Source organism: Thermomonas sp. XSG (assembly GCF_014678725.1).
Lineage (GTDB): Bacteria > Pseudomonadota > Gammaproteobacteria > Xanthomonadales > Xanthomonadaceae > Thermomonas.
The window spans coordinates 2,230,925-2,249,586 of record NZ_CP061497.1 but is presented as its reverse complement, the minus strand read 5'-3'; the positions used below and the strand labels follow the sequence as shown (position 1 = coordinate 2,249,586).

The 18,662-nt window shown below is 67.7% G+C and carries 13 protein-coding genes, 7 tRNA genes and 1 pseudogene; 10 read left to right on the top strand and 11 right to left on the bottom strand.

The genetic code is table 11. The features are described from left to right. Positions 1 to 34: 34 nt before the first annotated feature. The 8 genes and pseudogenes from ICG51_RS10615 to tig form a co-directional block, all read right to left on the bottom strand. Positions 35 to 2,002 (bottom strand): SurA N-terminal domain-containing protein, encoded by a 1,968-nt coding sequence (locus ICG51_RS10615; protein ID WP_190280333.1) that lies wholly within the window; start codon positions 2,000 to 2,002, stop codon positions 35 to 37. 120 nt (positions 2,003 to 2,122) lie between these two features. Further along, positions 2,123 to 2,199: transfer RNA gene (locus ICG51_RS10610), tRNA-Asp, on the bottom strand. 60 nt (positions 2,200 to 2,259) lie between these two features. Then, positions 2,260 to 2,334, bottom strand: a tRNA-Val gene (locus ICG51_RS10605). Positions 2,335 to 2,447: 113 nt separating this feature from the next. Then, on the bottom strand, positions 2,448 to 2,720 hold the full coding sequence (locus tag ICG51_RS10600) for an HU family DNA-binding protein (protein WP_028838418.1): 273 nt from the start codon (positions 2,718 to 2,720) through the stop codon (positions 2,448 to 2,450). Positions 2,721 to 3,035: 315 nt separating this feature from the next. Then, positions 3,036 to 5,399, bottom strand: a pseudogene (gene lon, locus ICG51_RS10595) (endopeptidase La); the annotation flags it as partial. A 215-nt stretch (positions 5,400 to 5,614) separates the two neighbouring features. Beyond that, positions 5,615 to 6,904: an ATP-dependent Clp protease ATP-binding subunit ClpX gene (gene clpX, locus ICG51_RS10590; RefSeq protein WP_190280331.1), complete on the bottom strand. Its 1,290-nt coding sequence runs from the start codon at positions 6,902 to 6,904 to the stop codon at positions 5,615 to 5,617. Between the two features lie 149 nt (positions 6,905 to 7,053). Continuing rightward, positions 7,054 to 7,677 carry an ATP-dependent Clp endopeptidase proteolytic subunit ClpP gene (gene clpP, locus ICG51_RS10585; protein WP_028838415.1) on the bottom strand — a complete coding sequence of 208 codons (624 nt, stop codon included), beginning with the start codon at positions 7,675 to 7,677 and terminating at the stop codon, positions 7,054 to 7,056. Positions 7,678 to 7,710: 33 nt separating this feature from the next. Then, complete coding sequence (gene tig / locus ICG51_RS10580; RefSeq protein WP_190280330.1) at positions 7,711 to 9,003, bottom strand: trigger factor; 1,293 nt, start codon at positions 9,001 to 9,003, stop codon at positions 7,711 to 7,713. A gap of 268 nt (positions 9,004 to 9,271) precedes the next feature. Here tig and ICG51_RS10575 point away from each other — a divergent pair. From ICG51_RS10575 to ICG51_RS10550, 6 genes are all read left to right on the top strand, one after another. Further along, a tRNA-Pro gene (locus ICG51_RS10575) sits at positions 9,272 to 9,348 on the top strand. Between the two features lie 33 nt (positions 9,349 to 9,381). Beyond that, positions 9,382 to 9,458, top strand: a tRNA-Arg gene (locus tag ICG51_RS10570). A 22-nt stretch (positions 9,459 to 9,480) separates the two neighbouring features. Continuing rightward, positions 9,481 to 9,557 (top strand) — tRNA-His (locus ICG51_RS10565). Between the two features lie 69 nt (positions 9,558 to 9,626). Then, positions 9,627 to 9,702 (top strand) — tRNA-Lys (locus ICG51_RS10560). A gap of 117 nt (positions 9,703 to 9,819) precedes the next feature. Then, a tRNA-Leu gene (locus ICG51_RS10555) sits at positions 9,820 to 9,904 on the top strand. A 76-nt stretch (positions 9,905 to 9,980) separates the two neighbouring features. Further along, complete coding sequence (locus ICG51_RS10550) at positions 9,981 to 10,748, top strand: Bax inhibitor-1/YccA family protein (protein ID WP_138347897.1); 768 nt, start codon at positions 9,981 to 9,983, stop codon at positions 10,746 to 10,748. Between the two features lie 84 nt (positions 10,749 to 10,832). On the opposite strand, the gene ICG51_RS10545 is transcribed toward ICG51_RS10550, so the two are convergent. From ICG51_RS10545 to grxC, 3 genes are all read right to left on the bottom strand, one after another. Next, the gene (locus tag ICG51_RS10545) at positions 10,833 to 11,837 is read right to left on the bottom strand and encodes an isocitrate dehydrogenase (RefSeq protein ID WP_190280329.1); all 1,005 of its coding nucleotides are present in this window, start codon (positions 11,835 to 11,837) and stop codon (positions 10,833 to 10,835) included. Positions 11,838 to 11,946: 109 nt separating this feature from the next. Further along, a complete protein-coding gene (locus ICG51_RS10540; RefSeq protein ID WP_190280328.1) occupies positions 11,947 to 12,333 on the bottom strand; it encodes a carboxymuconolactone decarboxylase family protein in 387 nt (128 codons plus the stop codon). Continuing rightward, positions 12,330 to 12,608 (bottom strand): glutaredoxin 3, encoded by a 279-nt coding sequence (gene grxC / locus ICG51_RS10535; protein WP_190280327.1) that lies wholly within the window; start codon positions 12,606 to 12,608, stop codon positions 12,330 to 12,332. The genes ICG51_RS10540 and grxC overlap by 4 nt, the downstream gene beginning before the upstream one ends. Positions 12,609 to 12,724: 116 nt before the next feature. Between grxC and ICG51_RS10530 the strand changes: the two genes are divergently transcribed. The 4 genes from ICG51_RS10530 (at position 12,725) to ppk1 (ending at position 18,646) form a co-directional block, all read left to right on the top strand. Next, positions 12,725 to 14,353, top strand: a complete 1,629-nt coding sequence (locus ICG51_RS10530) for a M48 family metalloprotease (protein WP_190280326.1) — start codon at positions 12,725 to 12,727, stop codon at positions 14,351 to 14,353. 75 nt (positions 14,354 to 14,428) lie between these two features. Beyond that, positions 14,429 to 15,130 (top strand): phosphate regulon transcriptional regulator PhoB, encoded by a 702-nt coding sequence (gene phoB, locus ICG51_RS10525; RefSeq protein WP_190280325.1) that lies wholly within the window; start codon positions 14,429 to 14,431, stop codon positions 15,128 to 15,130. 103 nt (positions 15,131 to 15,233) lie between these two features. Next, positions 15,234 to 16,571, top strand: coding sequence for a phosphate regulon sensor histidine kinase PhoR (phoR, locus tag ICG51_RS10520; protein WP_190280324.1), 1,338 nt, complete (start codon positions 15,234 to 15,236; stop codon positions 16,569 to 16,571). After that, entirely contained in the window at positions 16,568 to 18,646 is a 2,079-nt protein-coding gene (ppk1, locus tag ICG51_RS10515) for a polyphosphate kinase 1 (RefSeq protein WP_190280323.1), read from the top strand. The genes phoR and ppk1 overlap by 4 nt, the downstream gene beginning before the upstream one ends. Positions 18,647 to 18,662 lie beyond the last annotated feature (16 nt).

Here is an 18,662-nt window from a genome sequence, read left to right as displayed (position 1 = left end):
CGAAAGCGGCGTCTCGTGCGCCGCCTGCCGCGCATCACAGGCGGTCTTCAGCCACCTTGATGCTGTACTTGGCGCGCGCCGCACGGATGAAGGCGTTCTGCGCCTGCATGCCATGCGCCGCCGACATCTGCTTGCGCAGGGTATCGCGCTCCTGCGGCGTCACCTGGCCGATGTCCGCGTCACGCACCGCACGTACCGCGAACACCAGGTACTGGTCGCCGACCAGCACCTTGCCGACCGACGCGCCGCCGGCCTTGGGACGGGGCTGATCGAAGAAGGCCTGCGCCGCCTGCGGCGATGGCACCGGCATGCCACGGGTGATGTCGTTCAGATCGGCCACGACCAGCCCGGCTTCCTGGGCGGCAACCGCCAAGCCCTTGGCCTTCGCTGCCTTCACCAGCGCATCCGCGGCAGTGTCGGCGGCCTTGCGCTGGCGATCCGCCCGGATCGCCGCCACCACCGCGTCACGCACCTGCGTCAGCGGCAGCGCCTTCTCGGCCTCATGGTCGATCACCCGGATCAGCACCGTGCGCTCCGGACCCAGTTCGATCGGGTCGCTGGCGGTGCCGTCCTGCAGCATCGTCTCGGAGAACGCCACCCGCAGCACCTTCTGGTCGCTAGCGATGCCGGGGCCACCGGCGCGGGTGAACGCCGGGGTGGTCTGCAGCGGCAGGCCCAGCGCCTTGGCGGCCGGCTCCAGCGAGGTCGGCGTGCGGTAGGCGGCATCGACCAGCTTGCCGGTCAGCTCGTTGAAGGCGCGCTCGCGCGAGCCTTCCTGCAGTTCCTTCTCCAGCTCCGCGCGCGCATCTTCGAACGGCCGCTGCACCGCGGCCTGCACGCCATTCACCCTGATGATGTGCCAGCCGAAATCGGTCTTCACCGGGCCGCGCACTTCCCCCGCCTGCATCGCGAAGGCAGTGTCGTCGAACGCGCCCGGCATGCCACCCTTCGTGATCAGGCCGAGACTGCCACCACTGGCCTTGGAGCCGGCGTCATCCGAACTGGCACTCGCCAGTGCGGCAAAGTCCGCGCCCGGCGCCTTCGCCTCGGCGGCCAGCCTCCTGGCCTTGGCTTCCGCAGCCTTCTTGTCGGCGTCGCTGGCGTTGGCCGCCACCGCCACCAGGATATGCGCGACCTCGCGCTTCTCGGCCGAGGAATACTTGGCGATCTGCTCCTGGTAGCGCTTGCGCAGCGCCGCCTCGTCCACCGCCGGCGCCGGCAGCGCGCTGCCGTCAACCTCGACGTATTCCAGCCGCACCGACTCCGGCTTGCGGTAATCGGACTTGTGGGCCTGGTACCAGGCATCGATCTGCGCGGCCGTCACTTCGGCGGTATCCGGCGCAGCCGGCGGCAGGGTCACGAAGCCGACGTCGCGGCGCTCGCCCAGCAGGCGCATCAGGCGATCCAGCTCGGCATCGGTGACGAAGGCGGAACGGGCGATCCCTGCGGGGATCAGCTCGTTCTTCAGGCTGTCGCGGATGCGCGCCTCGAAGTCGCGCGGGGTCAGCGGCGGGTTCTGCGACGCCAGCAACAGCTGGTAACGATCGGCGTTGAACGCGCCGTCGACCTGGAAGTCCGGGAACTTCTGGATCGCGTCGCGCACCGCGACGTCGCCGATGACGATGCCATCGCGCTCGGCGGCCAGCTTCATCAGCTGCTCGTCGATCAACGCATCGAGGATCCGACGCTTGTTCTCCACCGATTCGAACGCCTTCGGATCGAAGTTCTCGCCCTGCTGCTCGCGCATGTTCATGCGCGTCACCTCGAGGCGCTCGCGGTAGGCCTGCGCGTCGATGTCATGGATCTTCCACAGGTACGTCACCGGCCACACCTGCGGCGCCGACTTCCACCACGATGGCGGCTGGGCGATGCGCGCGGCGTAGTTATCCACTTGCTGCGACATGTAGGACTCCATGCCGAAGAAGGCGAACGGGACGATCAGCAGGCCGAGGATCACGGTGGCGATCCAACCGGAAGTCTTTTCGCGGAGTTTCTGCAGCATGGGCGAACCGGCAATGAGACGTAGCCGGGTAGTCTAACCCGAGCAGCGCGGCAGGCAGCGGAGATTGCGGCGCGCGCACAGCAAAAAGCCCCGCATTTCTGCAGGGCTCTTGCTTGTAACTGGCGGAGTGGACGGGACTCGAACCCGCGACCTCCGGCGTGACAGGCCAGCATTCTAACCGACTGAACTACCACTCCGCTGTGAGCCCGCAATCATACCTACATTTTCCGCAGGCGCAACACTTTTCTTTCGCAACCTGGTGGGCACTGAGGGGATCGAACCCCCGACCCGCTCCTTGTAAGGGAGCCGCTCTACCGCTGAGCTAAGTGCCCGGGTCGGCGATTATCGCAGCCCGCGCCGCGCAACGGAACCTTTGACTGCAGGCGCCAGTCACGAAAAAGCCCGGCTTGTGGCCGGGCTTTTCGGATGCTCCCCTGAGGGAAGATCAGTTGACCGCGTCCTTCAGCGCCTTGCCGGCCTTGAACGCCGGGTTCTTGGAGGCCTTGATCTTGATGGTGTCGCCGGTGCGCGGGTTGCGGCCGGTGCGGGCGCCGCGCTTGCGGACCGAGAAGGTGCCGAAGCCCACGAGGGTCACGGTGTCGCCCTTCTTGAGGGCCTTGGTGATGGCGGCGACCATCGCATCAACAGCGCGACCGGCATCGGCCTTGGTCAGTTCGGCATTGTCGGCGACGGCTTCGACGAATTCGGCTTTGTTCATTTGCTTGTTGGCTCCGTTGCGGAAAGTGACGCGGAGAATTCTCGTTGACCGGAACCGCGGCGCTCCCCTGCCGTGGTTCCGGGCTTGCCGCGACGCCAGACCAGGCCGCCGCGGTTGCCAACCTTATACCAGCGCCGTTTCCGGTGCGCAACACGAAAGCGAGCAGTGGTGCGGCTTTCAGACACATGCGATCAATCCTGCATGCATATCCGCGTACAGGGTTCAATGCTGCACGGCGGGACGGCCGCCCGCCCTGCCCCTGGCCTTGCCCTTGGAGGCCGCCGCTGGTTTGGCGCCGCCACGGGCCTGCGCCGGCAACGGCCGCTCCAGCGCCAGGTCCAGCACCTCGTCGATCCATTTCACCGGCACGATCTTCAGATGCTTCGTCACCGTTGCCGGGATGTCGGCCAGGTCCTTGCGGTTCTCGTCCGGAATGATCACCGTGCGGATGCCACCGCGCAGCGCCGCCAGCAGCTTCTCCTTCAGCCCGCCGATCGCGCTGACCTTGCCACGCAGGGTGATCTCGCCGGTCATCGCCACGTCGTGGCGCACCGGGATCTTCGTGAGCATCGACACCAGCGCGGTTGCCATGGCGATGCCGGCGCTGGGGCCGTCCTTCGGCGTCGCGCCGTCCGGCACGTGCACGTGGATGTCGTGCTTCTGCAGGAAATCGAGCTCGAGGCCGAGCTGTTCGGTGCGCGCGCGCACCACCGACAGCGCCGCCGATGCCGACTCCTTCATCACGTCGCCAAGCTGACCGGTCAGGATCAATGCGCCCTTGCCGGGCACCAGCGTGGACTCGATCTGCAGCAGGTCACCGCCGACCTCGGTCCATGCCAGGCCGGTGACCAGGCCGATCTCGTTCTCCGCCTCGGCGCGACCGAAGTCGAAGCGCTGCACGCCCAGGTACTTGTCGAGGTTCTTGTCGGTGACGACGATGGTCTTCGCCTTCGCCGCCTTGCCCTTCTTCGACGCCGGCTGTGGGCCCTTCAGCGCGATCTCCTTGACCACCTTGCGGGCGATCTTGGCGATCTCGCGCTCGAGGTTGCGCACGCCCGATTCACGCGTGTAGTAGCGCACGATGCCGGTGATGGCACTCTCGGCGATCGACAGCTCGCCCTCGCGCAGGCCGTTGGCCTTGAGCTGCTTGGGCACCAGATAGCGCATCGCGATGTTGAGCTTCTCCTCCTCCGTGTAGCCGGGGATGCGGATCACCTCCATGCGGTCCAGCAGCGGGCCGGGGATGTTCAGCGAGTTGGAGGTGGCGACGAACATCACCTCGGACAGGTCGAGGTCGACCTCCAGGTAATGGTCGTTGAAGGTGTGGTTCTGCTCGGGATCGAGCACCTCCAGCAACGCCGACGACGGATCGCCGCGGAAGTCCATCGACATCTTGTCGATCTCGTCCAGCATGAACAGCGGGTTGCGGGTGCCGACCTTGTTGAGGTTCTGCACGATCCGGCCCGGCATCGAACCCACGTACGTGCGGCGATGGCCGCGGATCTCTGCCTCGTCGCGCACGCCGCCCAGCGCCATCCGCACGAACTTGCGGTTGGTTGCCTTGGCGATGCTCTGCCCCAGCGAAGTCTTGCCCACGCCGGGCGGACCGACCAGGCACAGGATCGGGCCCTTCATCTTGGCCACGCGCGACTGCACCGCCAGGTATTCGAGGATGCGGTCCTTGACCTTCTCCAAGCCGTAGTGGTCGGCGTCCAGCGTCTCCTGCGCACCCTTGAGGTCCTTGCGCACCTTGCTGCGCTTCTTCCACGGCACGCCCAGCAGCCAGTCCAGGTAGTTGCGCACCACCCCGGCCTCGGCCGACATCGGCGACATCTGCTTGAGCTTGGCCAGCTCGGTGCGCGCCTTGGTTTCCACCGCCTTTGGCATGCCGGCGTTGGCGATCCGGCGTGCGATCTCGTCGAGGTCGTTGGGCGCGTCGTCGAGCTCGCCCAGCTCCTTCTGGATCGCCTTCATCTGCTCGTTGAGGTAGTACTCGCGCTGGCTCTTCTCCATCTGGCCCTTGACCCGGCCGCGGATGCGTTTTTCCATCTGCTGCACGTCGATCTCGCCATCGACCAGGCCCACCAGCAGTTCCAGCCGGCCGGCGGTATCCAGCGTCTCCAGCAGCTTCTGCTTGTCGGCCAGGCGCACGCCCAGGTGGGCGGCGATGGTGTCGGCCAGGCGGTCGGGCTCTTCGATACCGGACAGGGTCTGCAGCAGCTCCGGCGGCAGCTTGCGGTTGGTCTTGATGTACTGCTCGAACAGCGACAGCAGGGTGCGCACGATCGCCTGCACTTCGCGCGGCTCGCGCTCCTCGCCCGCGGCCACTTCATGCGCGGTGGCGAACAGTGCGCCGTCCTTCGCATGCACTTCGTCGGCGCGCGCCCGCGACAGCCCTTCCACCAGCACCTTGATGGTGCCGTCCGGCAGCTTCAGCAGTTGCAGCACCTGCGCCATGGTGCCGATGGCATGCAGGTCGCCGGCTTCGGGATCGTCGGTATCGGCGGCTTTCTGCGCCACCAGCAGGATGCGCTTGTCGCCCTCCACGGCGATGTCCAGCGCGCGGATCGACTTCTCCCGCCCCACGAACAGCGGGATCACCATGTGCGGGAACACCACCACGTCGCGCAGCGGCAACACCGGCAGTACGGGGGATTCGGATCGGGTCTGGGCGGGCATGTGGGGGACTCCATTGCGACCGCGGCGCGCCGGCGCCGCCATGTCTCGTTTATGGGGATGTTGCACCCGGGTTGCAAGCGGCCTTCACCATGGCCGCACAATCCCTTTCAGATCAGGGTGTTGCACCCGTGTTGCACGACACGGACAGGCGCATCTTTCCCGCTGAAACGCGAAAGCCGCCCGAAGGCGGCTTTCCACGCAGCTGCGGCGGCGGTTCAGTCGGCGGCAGCGGCCTTGGCCGGCGCCGGCACCGTCTGGTAGATCAGATACGGCTCGGACTTGTGCTCGATCACCGACTCGTCCACCACCACCTTGCTGACGTTCTCCAGCGACGGCAGTTCGTACATGGTGTCCAGCAGCACCGATTCGACGATGGTCCGCAGGCCGCGCGCGCCGGTCTTGCGCTTGATCGCCTGCTTGGCGATCGCCGCCAGTGCATCGGGGCGGATCTCCAGCTCCACGCCTTCCATCTCGAACAGCTTCTTGAACTGCTTGGTGATGGCGTTCTTGGGCTCGGTGAGGATCTTGACCAGCGCCGCCTCGTCCAGCTCTTCCAGCGTGGCGACCACCGGCAGGCGACCGACGAATTCGGGGATCAGGCCGTACTTGATCAGGTCCTCGGGCTCGACCCGCGCCAGCACCTGGCCGACGTCGGCCTTGCGCTCCGCGCTCTTCACCTTGGCGCCGAAGCCGATGCCGCCCGCTTCGGTGGATCGCTGCTGGATGACCTTGTCCAAGCCGGCGAACGCGCCGCCGACGATGAACAGGATGTTGCGCGTGTCGACCTGCAGGAACTCCTGCTGCGGATGCTTGCGCCCGCCCTGCGGCGGCACGCTCGCGAGGGTGCCTTCGATCAGCTTCAGCAGCGCCTGCTGCACGCCTTCACCGGACACGTCGCGGGTGATCGACGGGTTCTCGGACTTGCGGCTGATCTTGTCGATCTCGTCGATGTAGACGATGCCGTGCTGCGCCTTCTCGACGTCGTAGTCGCACTTCTGCAGCAGCTTCTGGATGATGTTTTCCACGTCCTCGCCGACATAGCCGGCTTCGGTCAGCGTGGTGGCGTCGGCCATGGTGAACGGTACGTTGAGCATGCGCGCCAGCGTTTCCGCCAGCAGCGTCTTGCCCGAGCCGGTCGGGCCCACCAGCAGGATGTTGGACTTGGCCAGCTCGACCTCGTCGTTCTTCTGCCGGCTCTCGATGCGCTTGTAGTGGTTGTAGACGGCCACCGCCAGCGTCTTCTTCGCGCGCTGCTGGCCGATCACGTACTGGTCCAGCACCTCGAGGATCTCGCGCGGCTTGGGCAGCGAGCTGCGGCTGGACTGCGCCTTCTCCTCGAGTTCCTCGCGGATGATGTCGTTGCAGAGCTCCACGCACTCGTCGCAGATGAACACGCTGGGGCCGGCGATTAGCTTGCGCACCTCATGCTGGCTCTTCCCGCAGAAGGAGCAGTAGAGGATCTTGCTGTTGTCGCCGGTGTTGCGTCCCTGACGGTCTTCGCTCATTCGCCACTCGCTCGCCGCGCAGTGCGGCTTCGGCCCGAGAATACCATACGCCCCCGCCGGGCCCAGTCGGGGCGGTTGTTCGTTGTACGCCAGTTATCGGCCAATGGATCGGAACCGTGAGCCACGGCCCGCCATCCGGTTCAGCTGGTTCAGCTGGTCTGGATGGACTCTTCCGGGCGCCGGCTGAGCACCTCGTCCACCAGCCCGTAGTCGCGGGCGGCCTCGGCGCTCTTGAAGTTGTCGCGCTCGGTGTCGCGGGCGATCACGTCGATGGCCTGGCCGGTATGGCGGGCCAGGATCTCGTTCAGGCGCTCGCGCATCGCCAGGATCTCGCGCGCCTGGATGTCGATGTCGGTGGCCTGGCCCTGGGCGCCGCCCAGCGGCTGGTGGATCATGACCCGCGAGTTCGGCAGCGCGTAGCGCTTGCCGGCGGCGCCAGCCGCCAGCAGCACCGCGCCCATCGAGCAGGCCTGGCCGACGCAGATCGTACTGACGTCCGGCTTGATGTACTGCATGGTGTCGTAGATCGCCATGCCCGCCGTGACGATGCCGCCCGGCGAGTTGATGTACAGGCTGATGTCCTTCTCGGGGTTCTCCGCCTCGAGGAACAGCATCTGCGCCACGACCACGTTGGCCACGTGGTCGTCGATGCCGCCGACCAGGAAGATCACCCGCTCCTTCAGCAGGCGCGAGTAGATGTCGTACGCGCGCTCGCCGCGGCTGGTCTGTTCGACCACCATCGGCACCAGGTTGAGGTTCTTGATCGGATCCATGGGTTCTCGCTCGGCGTGTCCGCCTGTTGAAGGTTACTGGCTGATCGCTTCCTGGAAGCTCAGCGCCTTTTCGGTGTGCTGGGCGCGCTCGGCGATCCAGTCGGTGACCTGTTCTTCCATCACGCGGTTCTGCAGGCCCTGCATCAACTGGGGATCGTTGCGGTACAGATCAATGACCTGCTGCGGCTGTTCGTAGGTCGAAGCGATCAGGCGCATGGTTTCGTTCAGGCGCTCCGGCTCCAGGCGCAGTTCGTTGCGGCGGGCCACTTCGCCCACCAGCAGCGCCACCAGCACGCGCTTGCGCGCCGCCTCCTGGAAGGCTTCCGGCGCGGCAGCCAGCTGCTGGCCTTGGCGACGGGCCTGCTCGGCGGCGTTGGCCATCAGCGCCTGCGCCTCGGTTTCGACCAGGCGCGGCGGCAGCTCCACGTCCTTGTAGACGGCCGCCAGCTGCTCCCCGACTTCGCGACGCAGGCGATTCATCAGCGCACCCTTGAGCTCGCGCTCCAGGTTGCTGCGGATGTCGGCCTTGAACTGCTCGAGATCGCCGCTCTTGACGCCGAAGCTGCGGATGAACGCGGCATCGACTTCCGGCAGCACCTGCTCGGCGACGTCGAGCAGCTTGAAGGTGGAGGTGATGGTCTTACCGGCGAACTGCGCGGCGTGCCAGTCGGCCGGCAGGGTCACGTCGAGGGTCTTCTCCTCGCCCGGCTGCATGCCGGCGATGGCGGACTCGACCTCGGGGTAGATCGCCGCCGAGCCCAGCACGGTGCTGGTGCGCTCGACGCCTTCGGCCGGCATGCGGGTGCCGTCGACGGTGCTGCTGGTCTCGAGGTTCACAAGGTCGCCGGCCTTGGCGGCACGGGTGACCTGGGTCCAGCTGGCGCGCTGCTGGCGCAGATTCTCGAGCATGCGCTCGACGTCGGCGTCGGTGACCTCCGCGGTGTGGCGCACGACTTCCAGCTTGCTCATGTCGAGCTCGCCGAAGTCAGGCGCCAGCTCCACCGACGCCACGTACTTCAGTTCGCCCTCGGCGGCGTCCTCGCCCGGCATCATCTGCGGCGCGCCGACGACGTTCAGTTCGTTTTCGCGCACCGCCTTGCCCAGCCCCTCGCGCAGCAGGCCGTCGAGGATCTCGGCGCGAACCTGGCCGCCGTACCGCTGCTCGACCACCTTGGCCGGCACCTTGCCGGGGCGGAAGCCCTTGATCCGCACGTTCTGCGCGATCTCGCGCAGGCGGCTGCCAATCTGCGCCTCGACGTCGTCGGCGGGCAGGCTGAGGATGACGCGGCGCTCGAGGTTGCCGACGGATTCGACCGAGACTTGCATGATGCGATGACTCCTGGGCGGGTTCGCGCGAACCCGGAATTGTGCGGATGGATGCGGTTACCGGGGCAACCACCCCGGGCGCGGCCACGACCGCGCGGAACTTGCTAGTTTCCCCGATTTCCGCCCGCCTCGCCACCCACCCGAAGATGATGCGTTGACAGGAGGCGTGCGCAGTCGGACAATGCCCGGCCTTTCGTTGCGCTGGCGTGCTCGGAAGACAGTGATCGCAGCAACCGGGCGGGCGCTGGAATGAATCGGTTCCATCGGGCGGGGTATAGCGCAGTCTGGTAGCGCGCCTGCTTTGGGAGCAGGATGTCGGGGGTTCGAATCCCTCTACCCCGACCATTCCGGTGTCGCCTGGTTCGAGTTCCGGACCGGGCGCCCGTAGCTCAACCGGATAGAGCACCGGCCTTCTAAGCCGGTGGTTGCAGGTTCGATTCCTGCCGGGCGCGCCAAACAGCGGGACAGTTTTCGGTGGTGGCTGTAGCTCAGTTGGTTAGAGTCCTGGATTGTGATTCCAGTTGTCGAGGGTTCGAGTCCCTTCAGCCACCCCACCCTTTGATGAACGATCGGCCGCGGGTACTTGCAGTTGATCTGGTGTTTGCTACAATTTCGCTTCTTCGGGGCCGTTAGCTCAGTTGGTAGAGCAGTTGACTCTTAATCAATAGGTCCAAGGTTCGAATCCTTGACGGCCCACCAAACCCCGAAACGCCCGGCCGCAAGCCGGGCGTTTTCTTTTGTCCGACGCCTGCCAACGAAGGATTCGAACCTGCGGTTCGCCCGCTGCGCCAGTCGGCGCCGCTACAATGCCGGCGCGCGAAAGTGGCGGAATTGGTAGACGCCCTGGATTTAGGTTCCAGTGCCGCAAGGCGTGCGGGTTCGAGTCCCGCCTTTCGCACCAGCGGTGGCAGGCTTCAGTCGCGCGGGCTATCCTCGGGCAATCCCGGCAACGGCCGGCCAAGCACAGGATGATCCCCATGCGCAGCGGCAATCCCGCACTCAAGGACAACACCTTCCTCGACCTCGGCAGCGGCACCCTGGTGCAGGGCGACGCGGGGGCGATGACGCTCAACGGCGCGGTCAACAAGACCGCCATCCTGCTGGTCCTGACGCTGGCCGGCGCGCTGTTCACTTGGGCGCAGTTCTCCGCGGCGATGGCAGCCGGCAATCCCGGCGCGGTGATGCCCTACGTCTGGGGCGGCGCGATCGGCGGCTTCATCGTCGCGCTGGTGACGATCTTCAAGAAGACCTGGTCGCCCTACACCGCCCCCGCCTATGCGGTGCTGGAAGGGCTGTTCCTCGGCGCGGTGTCGGCGATGTTCGAACTGCGCTTCCCGGGCATCGTGATGCAGGCGGTGGGCCTGACCTTCGGTACGCTGGCCGCGCTGCTGCTGGCCTATCGCAGCGGCCTGATCAAGGCGACCGAGAACTTCAAGCTCGGCGTCGTGGCAGCCACCGGCGGCATCGCACTGCTGTATCTCGTCCAGATCGGACTGGGCCTGTTCGGCTTCAAAGGCATGAGCTTCATCCACGACAGCAGCTTGATCGGCATCGCGTTCTCCGGCTTCGTGGTGGTGATCGCCGCGCTGAACCTGGTGCTGGACTTCGACTTCATCGAGCAGGGCGTGGAACAGGGCGCACCCAAGTACATGGAGTGGTACGCCGCGTTCGGCCTGCTGGTAACGCTGGTATGGCTGTACCTGGAGCTGTTGCGCCTGCTCAGCAAACTGCAGTCGCGCAACTGAGCGCGGGCGACCGCCAGCCATGAAAAAGGGCACCTTGCGGTGCCCTTTTCCGTTGCAGCGCCGAGTCCGACGCGCGATGGAGGCTTACAGGCGCGACGCGATCGCCTTGGCGAACGACATCGTGTTGCCCTCGCCCCCCAGGTCCGGGGTCAGCGAATCCCTGGCTTCCAGCGTGGCGACGATGGCCTCGCGCAGCCGGGTGGCCTGATCCGGCTTGCCAAGATGGTCCAGCATCTGCGCCGCGCCCAGCAGCAGCGCGCACGGGTTGGCAACACCCTTGCCGGCGATGTCCGGGGCGGAGCCATGCACGGCTTCGAAGATCGCCACGTCGGTACCGATGTTGGCGCCGGGCGCCAGGCCCAGGCCGCCGACCAGGCCGGCACAGAGGTCGGAGATGATGTCGCCGAACAGGTTGGTGGTGACGATGATGTCGAACTGCTCCGGCTTCAGCACCAGCTGCATGCAGGTGTTGTCCACGATCATCTCGTTGCACTCGATGTCGGGGTACTGCGTCGCAACTTCGCGCGCGGTCTTGAGGAACAGGCCGGACGTGGACTTCAGGATGTTGGCCTTGTGCACCACCGTGACCTTCTTGCGGCCGGTCTTGCGAGCCAGGTCAAAGGCGTAGCGGACGATGCGCTCGGAGCCCTTGCGGGTGACCTTCTGGGTCAGCACCGCGGTCTCGCCATCCTCGGAAACGCTCTGGCCCTCGCCGATGTAGGCGCCTTCGGTGTTCTCGCGCACGGTGATCAGGTCGACGCCGCCGCTGAAGCGCGACTTGGTGTTCGGGAAGCACTTGGCCGGTCGCACGTTGGCGTACAGGTCGAAGCGCTTGCGCAGCTCGACGTTGATCGAGGAGAACCCGCCGCCCACCGGGGTGGTCAGGGGCGACTTCAGCGCGATCTTGTTCTTGCGGATCGAATCCATGGTCGCCGCCGGCAGCAGGTCACCGTGCTTCTCCAGCGCGACCATGCCGGCGTCCGCGTACTCGTACGAAAGGCCCAGCTGCATCGCGTCCAGCACGTGCAGGGTGGCGTCCATGATTTCCGGGCCGATGCCGTCGCCGCGGATGACCGTGATCGTTGTCATTTTCCAGTTTCCAGACAGGCCGTCACCGCGCGCCGCGCGATGCCGGGGGTGGGGGCAGATAGCCCGCGATTATCGCAGATGCCGTGCGACGACGTATGTCCGCCGACCTTCAACCATGGTCGTGGGTGGAAGGCGCCTCGGCCTCGCCCTGCTCCAGCCGGTCCAGGAAATCCACGGCGCGGCGCAGGTGCGGGATGACGATGGAGCCGCCCACCACCAGCCCGACCGAGAACGCCTCGAACATCTCCTCGCGGGTGACGCCGGCATCCTTGCACTGGGCCACGTGGTAGCTGATGCAGTCATCGCAGCGCAGCACCATCGAGGCGGTCAGCCCCATCAGTTCCTTGGTCTTCACGTCCAGCGCGCCGGGCTGGTAGGTCTGGGTGTCGAGCGCGAAGAACCGCCGCACCACCTGGTTGGGTTCGTCCAGGATGCGCTTGTTCATGCGCTGGCGGAATTCGGTGAACTGCTTCACCCGGTCGTCGGCGCCGCTCATGCGGGCTTGCCCTCGAGCAGCGGCTCCAGCTTGCCCTCGCGGTGCAGCGCCATCATGTCGTCGTAGCCGCCGACGTGGACGTCGCCGACGAAGATCTGCGGCACGCTGGTGCGCTTGGTCAGGGCGACCATCTTTTCCCGTTCGGCCGGGTCGGTGTCGATGCGGACCTCGGTCCACTCGCGGCCCTTGCTCTTGAGGAAGTTTTTGGCCATCACGCAGTACGGGCAGACCGCCGTGCTGTAGATGGTGATGGCGGGGGTCTCTGCAACGCTCATGGGGTCTCCTGAACCTGTGGGCTGGATTCTGGTCGAATATGGGGTCGCCGCGCTGGATTTCCAGCCGCTCAAGCCCCATTCACGCCCCGCCCCCGCCCAGCCCGCATCCTGTCCGCATGACTCTTTTCCCGCGCCGCCTGTCCACCGCCCTGCTTGCCTGCCTGCTGGCCACCGGCACCGCCACGGCCATCGCCCAGGACCGCGGCCTGCCGGACATCGGCTCCTCGGCCGGCAGCATGCTCTCGCCCGCCCGCCAGGCCGAATACGGTGCGATGGTGCTGGCGCAGCTGCGCCACGCCGGCTACGTGCTGGACGACCCGCTGCTGGACGGCTGGCTGATGGATGTCGGCCAGCGCCTGTCCGGCGCCAGCGACCGGCCACAACAAAGCTTCACCTTCTTCATGCTGCGCGACCGCCAGATCAACGCCTTCGCCACCCTGGGCGGCTATATCGGCATGAACGCGGGCCTGGTGCTGGCGGCCGACCGCGAGGACCAGGTGGCGGGCGTGCTGGCGCACGAGATCTCCCACGTCACCCAGCAGCACGTGCTGCGCGGCGCCGAGAAGGCCCAGCGCGAGAGCCTGCCGATCCTGCTGGCCACGCTGGGGGCGATCGTGGCCGCCCAGCAGGCAGGCGGCACCTCCAGCGGCGACGCCACTTCGGCGGCGCTGATGACCGGCCTGGGCGTGCTGCAGCAGCGCCAGATCAACTACACCCGCGACAACGAGGCCGAGGCCGACCGCATCGGCATCCGCACGCTGGCCCATGCCGGCTACGACCCGGAGGCGATGGCGGACTTCTTCCAGACGCTGCAGTCGGTGGTGCGGATGAACCAGGGCGACGAACGCGGCGCCGTGCCCGGCTACCTGCAGACCCACCCGCTGACCCTGACGCGCATCAGCGAGGCGCGCGAACGCGCCGCCAAGCTGGAGCCCACGCTGGCCAACACCGCCGCCGGCCCCAGCAACAACCCGCTGCTGCCGCCGGGGCTGCGCATCGCCACCGGCGCGCGCAGCCGCCAGGGCCAGGGCAGCACCGGCGACTTCGACTGGGCGCGCGAGCGCCTGCGCGTGCTCAGCGCGCCAACGCCGGCGCAGGCGATCCGCGAATACCAGCAGATGCGCGCCAAGGCGCCGCTGGATGAGGCGCGCCGCTACGGACTGGCATTCGCCCACCAGCAGGCCGGGCAGCATGCGCAGGCCCTGCAGGAACTGGGCCCGCTGGCGCAGGCGCGGCCGGACAACCTGTGGGTGCAGATTGCGCTGGGCGAATCCGAGGCCCGGACCGGCCACGCCCAGGACGCCGACCGCCGCTTCGAGGCGCTGCTGGCGCGGATGCCCACCCACCGCGCGCTGGCGCTGGGGTATGCGCGGCTGCTGGGCGAGCGCAATACCCGCGAAGCCGGTATCCGTTCGGTTGCCGTGCTGCGTCCCCTCCTGGGCGGCGCCGGCGACGACCTGCCGTTCCAGCAGGCCTATGCGCGCGCCAACGAGATCGCCGGCGAACCGGTGCGCGCCGGCGAGGCCTGGGCCGAGGCGGCCTACCTGTCCGGCCGCCCGGAGCAGGCGCTGGTGCAGCTGAACAACCTCAAGAAGCGCGACGACCTCGACTACTACGCCCGCGCCCGCATCGACGCGCGCATCGCCGCGATCACCCCGACCGTGCTGGAACTGCGCAGGCAGGGCGTCCACGACGAGGAGGTGCGCGGCGGACGGCTGGGCTTCGGGGTCCGTACCGGCAGGTGACAGGGTCACGAAACTGTCACCAAACCGTCGTGTAATGATGGCGTGCGCCCCACCGCGGCGCGACCATCGGACGACATGCAAAAGCACATCCTGATCGTCGAAGACGAGCCCGCGATCCGCGACATGCTGGCCTATGCGCTGCGCAAGGGCGATTACGCGCCGCTGCTGGCCGCCGACGCCCGCGAGGCCCAGGAGCGCATCGCCGAACGGGTGCCGGACCTGATCCTGCTGGACTGGATGCTGCCCGGCACCAGCGGCCTGGAACTGGCCCGGCGCTGGCGGCGCGAAGCGCTGACCCGCGACATCCCGATCATCATGCTGACCGCACGCGGCGAGGAAAACGACCGCGTCGGCGGGCTGGAAGCGGGCGTCGACGACTACGTGGTCAAGCCGTTCTCCGCACGCGAGCTGCTGGCGCGGATCCGCGCGGTGCTGCGGCGGTCGCGCGACGACGACGACGACGGCAGCGTGCAGGTCGGCGCGTTGCGCATCGATGGCGCCGCGCATCGGGTGTTCGCCGACTTGGACGGCACCTCGCACCCGATCCAGATGGGACCCACCGAATACCGGCTGCTGCACTTCTTCATGACCCACGCCGAGCGCGTGTATTCGCGCACCCAGCTGCTGGACCACGTCTGGGGGGGCAGCGTGTACGTGGAAGAGCGCACCGTCGACGTGCACATCCGCCGCCTGCGCAAGACCCTGGAGCCGCACCAGCTGGATGCAATGGTGCAGACCGTGCGCGGCGCCGGCTATCGGTTCTCCGCGGCGGTCTGAACCCGCTTCGTCCGGACGCGGGCGAAGCCGCGGCGCAGATCGCACCGTGCCGCCCACCCTCCCCCGGCAAGCAGGCCCGGGAGCAAACACGGATACTTGCCTGATGTCGCCCGAAGCCCGCCAAGCCTGGTTCCGCACGCTGGGACAACTCGCCCTGGTGCTGCTCGCCGGACTGGCCCTGGGCCTGCTGCTGGGCCAGCCCTGGCCGGCGCTGGCGGTCACCGCGCTGGGCGTGGTGGCCTGGCACTACTGGCGGCTGCACCGGGTGCTGCGGCGGCTGGCGGCGCGCCAGCGGCCGGCGCCCGGCGCCGACGGCGGCGCCTGGAACGCGCTGGACGCCCTGCTGTTCCGCGGCCAGACCGAGATGCGCGCGCGCAAGCGGCGGCTGCTTGAGATGCTGCGCGCCTACCGCGCGGTGGCCGCGGCGCTGCCTGACGCGGTGGTGCTGGTGGAACGCAACAGCCAGCGCGTACTGTGGTTCAACGAGGCCGCAACGCCGCTGCTGGGCCTGCGCTACCCGCAGCACCACAACGCGCCGGTGGCGGACGCGCTGCAGCCGCTGCCGATGGCGCAATGGCTGGCCGCGGGGCGCAATGCCGAACCGATGGAGGACGTGGCCTCGCCGGTCGACCCCGGCCGCCGCCTGAGCCTGCGCCTGATTCCCTATTCCGACGAGCTGTGGCTGCTGCTTGCGCGTGACGTCAGCAAGCTGCTGCGCCTGGAACACATGCGCCGCGACTTCGTCGCCAACGTCTCGCATGAGCTGCGCACCCCGCTGACGGTGATCCACGGCTACCTGGAGATGCTGGACGCCGACGACAACCCGGAATGGGCGTCGCTGCTGGCGGAAATGCGCCGGCAGTCGCAGCGCATGACCCGGCTGGTCGAGGACCTGCTGACGCTGTCGCGGCTGGAAGCGCGCGACCAGCTGCCGGAAGAGCACGTGGCGATGGCGCCGATGCTGGCCAACCTGCGCCGCGAAGCCGAAGCACTGAGCAGTGGTCGCCACCGCGTGCAGGTCGAGGACCTGGCACAGGTGGACCTGCGCGGCGCGGCGAAGGAACTGCACAGTGCCTTCGGCAACCTGGTCAGCAACGCGGTGCGCTACACCCCCGACGGCGGCGAGATCACCATCCGCCTGAGCCGCGATGCCGGTGGCGGAGCGGTGCTGGCGGTGCGCGATTCCGGCTACGGCATCCCGGCCGCGCACCTGCCGCGCCTGACCGAACGCTTCTACCGCGTCTCCACCAGCCGCTCGCGCGAATCCGGCGGCACCGGCCTCGGCCTTGCCATCGTCAAGCACGTGCTGGGCCTGCACGAAGCGCAGCTGCGCATCGAAAGCGAAGTGGGCGCCGGCAGCACCTTCTCCTGTCATTTCGGCCCCGCGCGCGTGCTCGACCGCGGCCTCGACCACGACTCTTTGGCATCCTTCCCGACATGACCGCCGATTCCAGCCCGCCATCGCTGCACGACCCCTCGCTGTATGCCAACCGCGAACTGGGGCAACTGGATTTCAATTTCCGCGTGCTGGCGCAGGCGCAGGATCCATCGGTGCCGCTGCTGGAACGCCTGCGCTATCTCTGCATCTCCTGCACCAACCTCGACGAGTTCTTCGAGATCCGCGGCGGCGCGGTGCGCCACGCGGTCGAGCTGAACCTGCCGGCGGGCACCGACGGCCTGGCGCCGGCGGTGCTGCTGGAGCGCATCCACGAACGCGCGGCGGCGCTGGTGGACGCGCAGTACCGCTGCTTCTACGAGGAGCTGCGGCCGGCGCTCGCCGAACAGGGTATCCGCCTGCTCCAGCGCGAGCAGTGGACGGCGGAGCAGGCCGGCTGGCTGCGCGCGCATTTCCAGGAAGAGATCATGCCGGTGCTGTCGCCGCTCGGCCTCGACCCGGCGCACCCCTTCCCCAAGATCCTCAACAAGTCACTCAACGTGGTGGTGCAGCTGGAAGGACGCGATGCCTTCGGCCGCGAAGGCCACCTCGCCATCGTGCGCGCGCCGCGTTCGCTGCCGCGGATCATCCGCCTGCCCGACGCCGACGGCGACGGCGACGCCTTCCACGACTTCGTGTTCCTGAGCGAGGTGCTGTCCGCGTTCGTGCACGAGCTGTTCCCGGGCATGAAGGTCAAGGGCGCGCACCAGTTCCGGGTGACCCGGAATTCCGAGCTGATCGTCGACGAAGACGACATGGACAACCTCGCGCTGGCGTTGCGCGACGAACTGCTGGGCCGCGGCTACCTGCGCGCGGTGCGGCTGGAGATCGACGAGCGCTGCCCGCAGCCGGTGGTGGACAGCCTGCTGGCGAACTTCGACCTGTCGGAAAGCGCGGTCTACAAGATCAATGGCCCGGTCAACCTCAACCGGGTGGTGCAGGTCTACGACATGGTGCAGCGACCGGACCTGAAGTTCCGGCCGTTCCAGTCGCGCGTGCCGCGCGACATGGACGCGATGTTCGAACTGATCCGCCAGGGCGACGTGCTGCTGCACCATCCCTACGACGGCTTCACCCCGGTACTGGAGCTGATCCGCCAGGCCGCCGAGGATCCGGACGTGCTGGCGATCAAGCAGACGCTGTACCGCACCGGCCGGGAATCGCCGATCGTCGAGCACCTGATCCAGGCCGCGCGCAACGGCAAGGACGTGACCGTGGTGGTGGAACTGCGCGCGCGCTTCGACGAGGAAGCGAACCTGCGCCTGGCCGACCGCCTGCAGGATGCCGGCGTGCAGGTTGTGTACGGCGTGGTCGGCTACAAGACCCACGCCAAGATGCTGCTGATCGTGCGCCGGGAGGGCAGCATGCTGCGCCGCTACGTGCACCTGGGCACCGGCAACTACCACAGCGGCACCGCGCGGGCTTACACCGACTTCGGCCTGCTGACCGCGCATCCGGAAATCGGCAACGACGTGCACCTGATCTTCCAGCAGCTCTCGGGCCTGGCCGCGCCGCTGAGCCTGTCGCGCCTGCTGCAGTCGCCGTTCACCCTGCACCCCGGGGTACTGGCACGGATCGCGCGCGAGGCCGCGCATGCGCGCGCCGGCCGGCCGGGCCGGATCGTCGCCAAGATGAACGCGCTCAACGAACCGGAAGTGGTGCGCGCGCTCTACGAAGCGTCGCAGGCGGGGGTGGAGATCGACCTGATCGTGCGTGGCGCCTGCGCGGTGCGGCCGGGCATCCCCGGGATTTCCGAGAGCATCCGCGTGCGTTCGGTGGTGGGCCGTTTCCTCGAACACCACCGGATCTGGTGGTTCGGCAACAACGATGCGCCGGAGCTGTTCTGCTCCTCGGCCGACTGGCTGGAGCGCAACCTGCTGCGGCGGGTGGAGACCGCCTTCCCGCTGCTGGACCCCGGCGTCGCCGCGCGGGTGCAGCGCGAAGGCCTGCTGAACTACCTGGCCGACAACCAGAACGCATGGGAACTGCGCAGCGACGGCTGCTACGAGCGCCGCCTGCCGGCGCCCGGCGAGGAGCCGTTCTCGGCGCAGCTGGCCCTGCTGGCCGCGCTGGACGCCTGACGGCGGCCACGCAGGC

What these genes read in the sequence shown, in the direction of transcription:
- ICG51_RS10615 (WP_190280333.1), bottom strand. Translation starts at nt 2,002, where the DNA reads ATGCTGCAGAAACTCCGCGAAAAGACTTCCGGTTGGATCGCCACCGTG.
- ICG51_RS10600 (WP_028838418.1), bottom strand. Translation starts at nt 2,720, where the DNA reads ATGAACAAAGCCGAATTCGTCGAAGCCGTCGCCGACAATGCCGAACTG.
- clpX (WP_190280331.1), bottom strand. Translation starts at nt 6,904, where the DNA reads ATGAGCGAAGACCGTCAGGGACGCAACACCGGCGACAACAGCAAGATC.
- clpP (WP_028838415.1), bottom strand. Translation starts at nt 7,677, where the DNA reads ATGGATCCGATCAAGAACCTCAACCTGGTGCCGATGGTGGTCGAACAG.
- tig (WP_190280330.1), bottom strand. Translation starts at nt 9,003, where the DNA reads ATGCAAGTCTCGGTCGAATCCGTCGGCAACCTCGAGCGCCGCGTCATC.
- ICG51_RS10550 (WP_138347897.1), top strand. Translation starts at nt 9,981, where the DNA reads ATGCGCAGCGGCAATCCCGCACTCAAGGACAACACCTTCCTCGACCTC.
- ICG51_RS10545 (WP_190280329.1), bottom strand. Translation starts at nt 11,837, where the DNA reads ATGACAACGATCACGGTCATCCGCGGCGACGGCATCGGCCCGGAAATC.
- ICG51_RS10540 (WP_190280328.1), bottom strand. Translation starts at nt 12,333, where the DNA reads ATGAGCGGCGCCGACGACCGGGTGAAGCAGTTCACCGAATTCCGCCAG.
- grxC (WP_190280327.1), bottom strand. Translation starts at nt 12,608, where the DNA reads ATGAGCGTTGCAGAGACCCCCGCCATCACCATCTACAGCACGGCGGTC.
- ICG51_RS10530 (WP_190280326.1), top strand. Translation starts at nt 12,725, where the DNA reads ATGACTCTTTTCCCGCGCCGCCTGTCCACCGCCCTGCTTGCCTGCCTG.
- phoB (WP_190280325.1), top strand. Translation starts at nt 14,429, where the DNA reads ATGCAAAAGCACATCCTGATCGTCGAAGACGAGCCCGCGATCCGCGAC.
- phoR (WP_190280324.1), top strand. Translation starts at nt 15,234, where the DNA reads ATGTCGCCCGAAGCCCGCCAAGCCTGGTTCCGCACGCTGGGACAACTC.
- ppk1 (WP_190280323.1), top strand. Translation starts at nt 16,568, where the DNA reads ATGACCGCCGATTCCAGCCCGCCATCGCTGCACGACCCCTCGCTGTAT.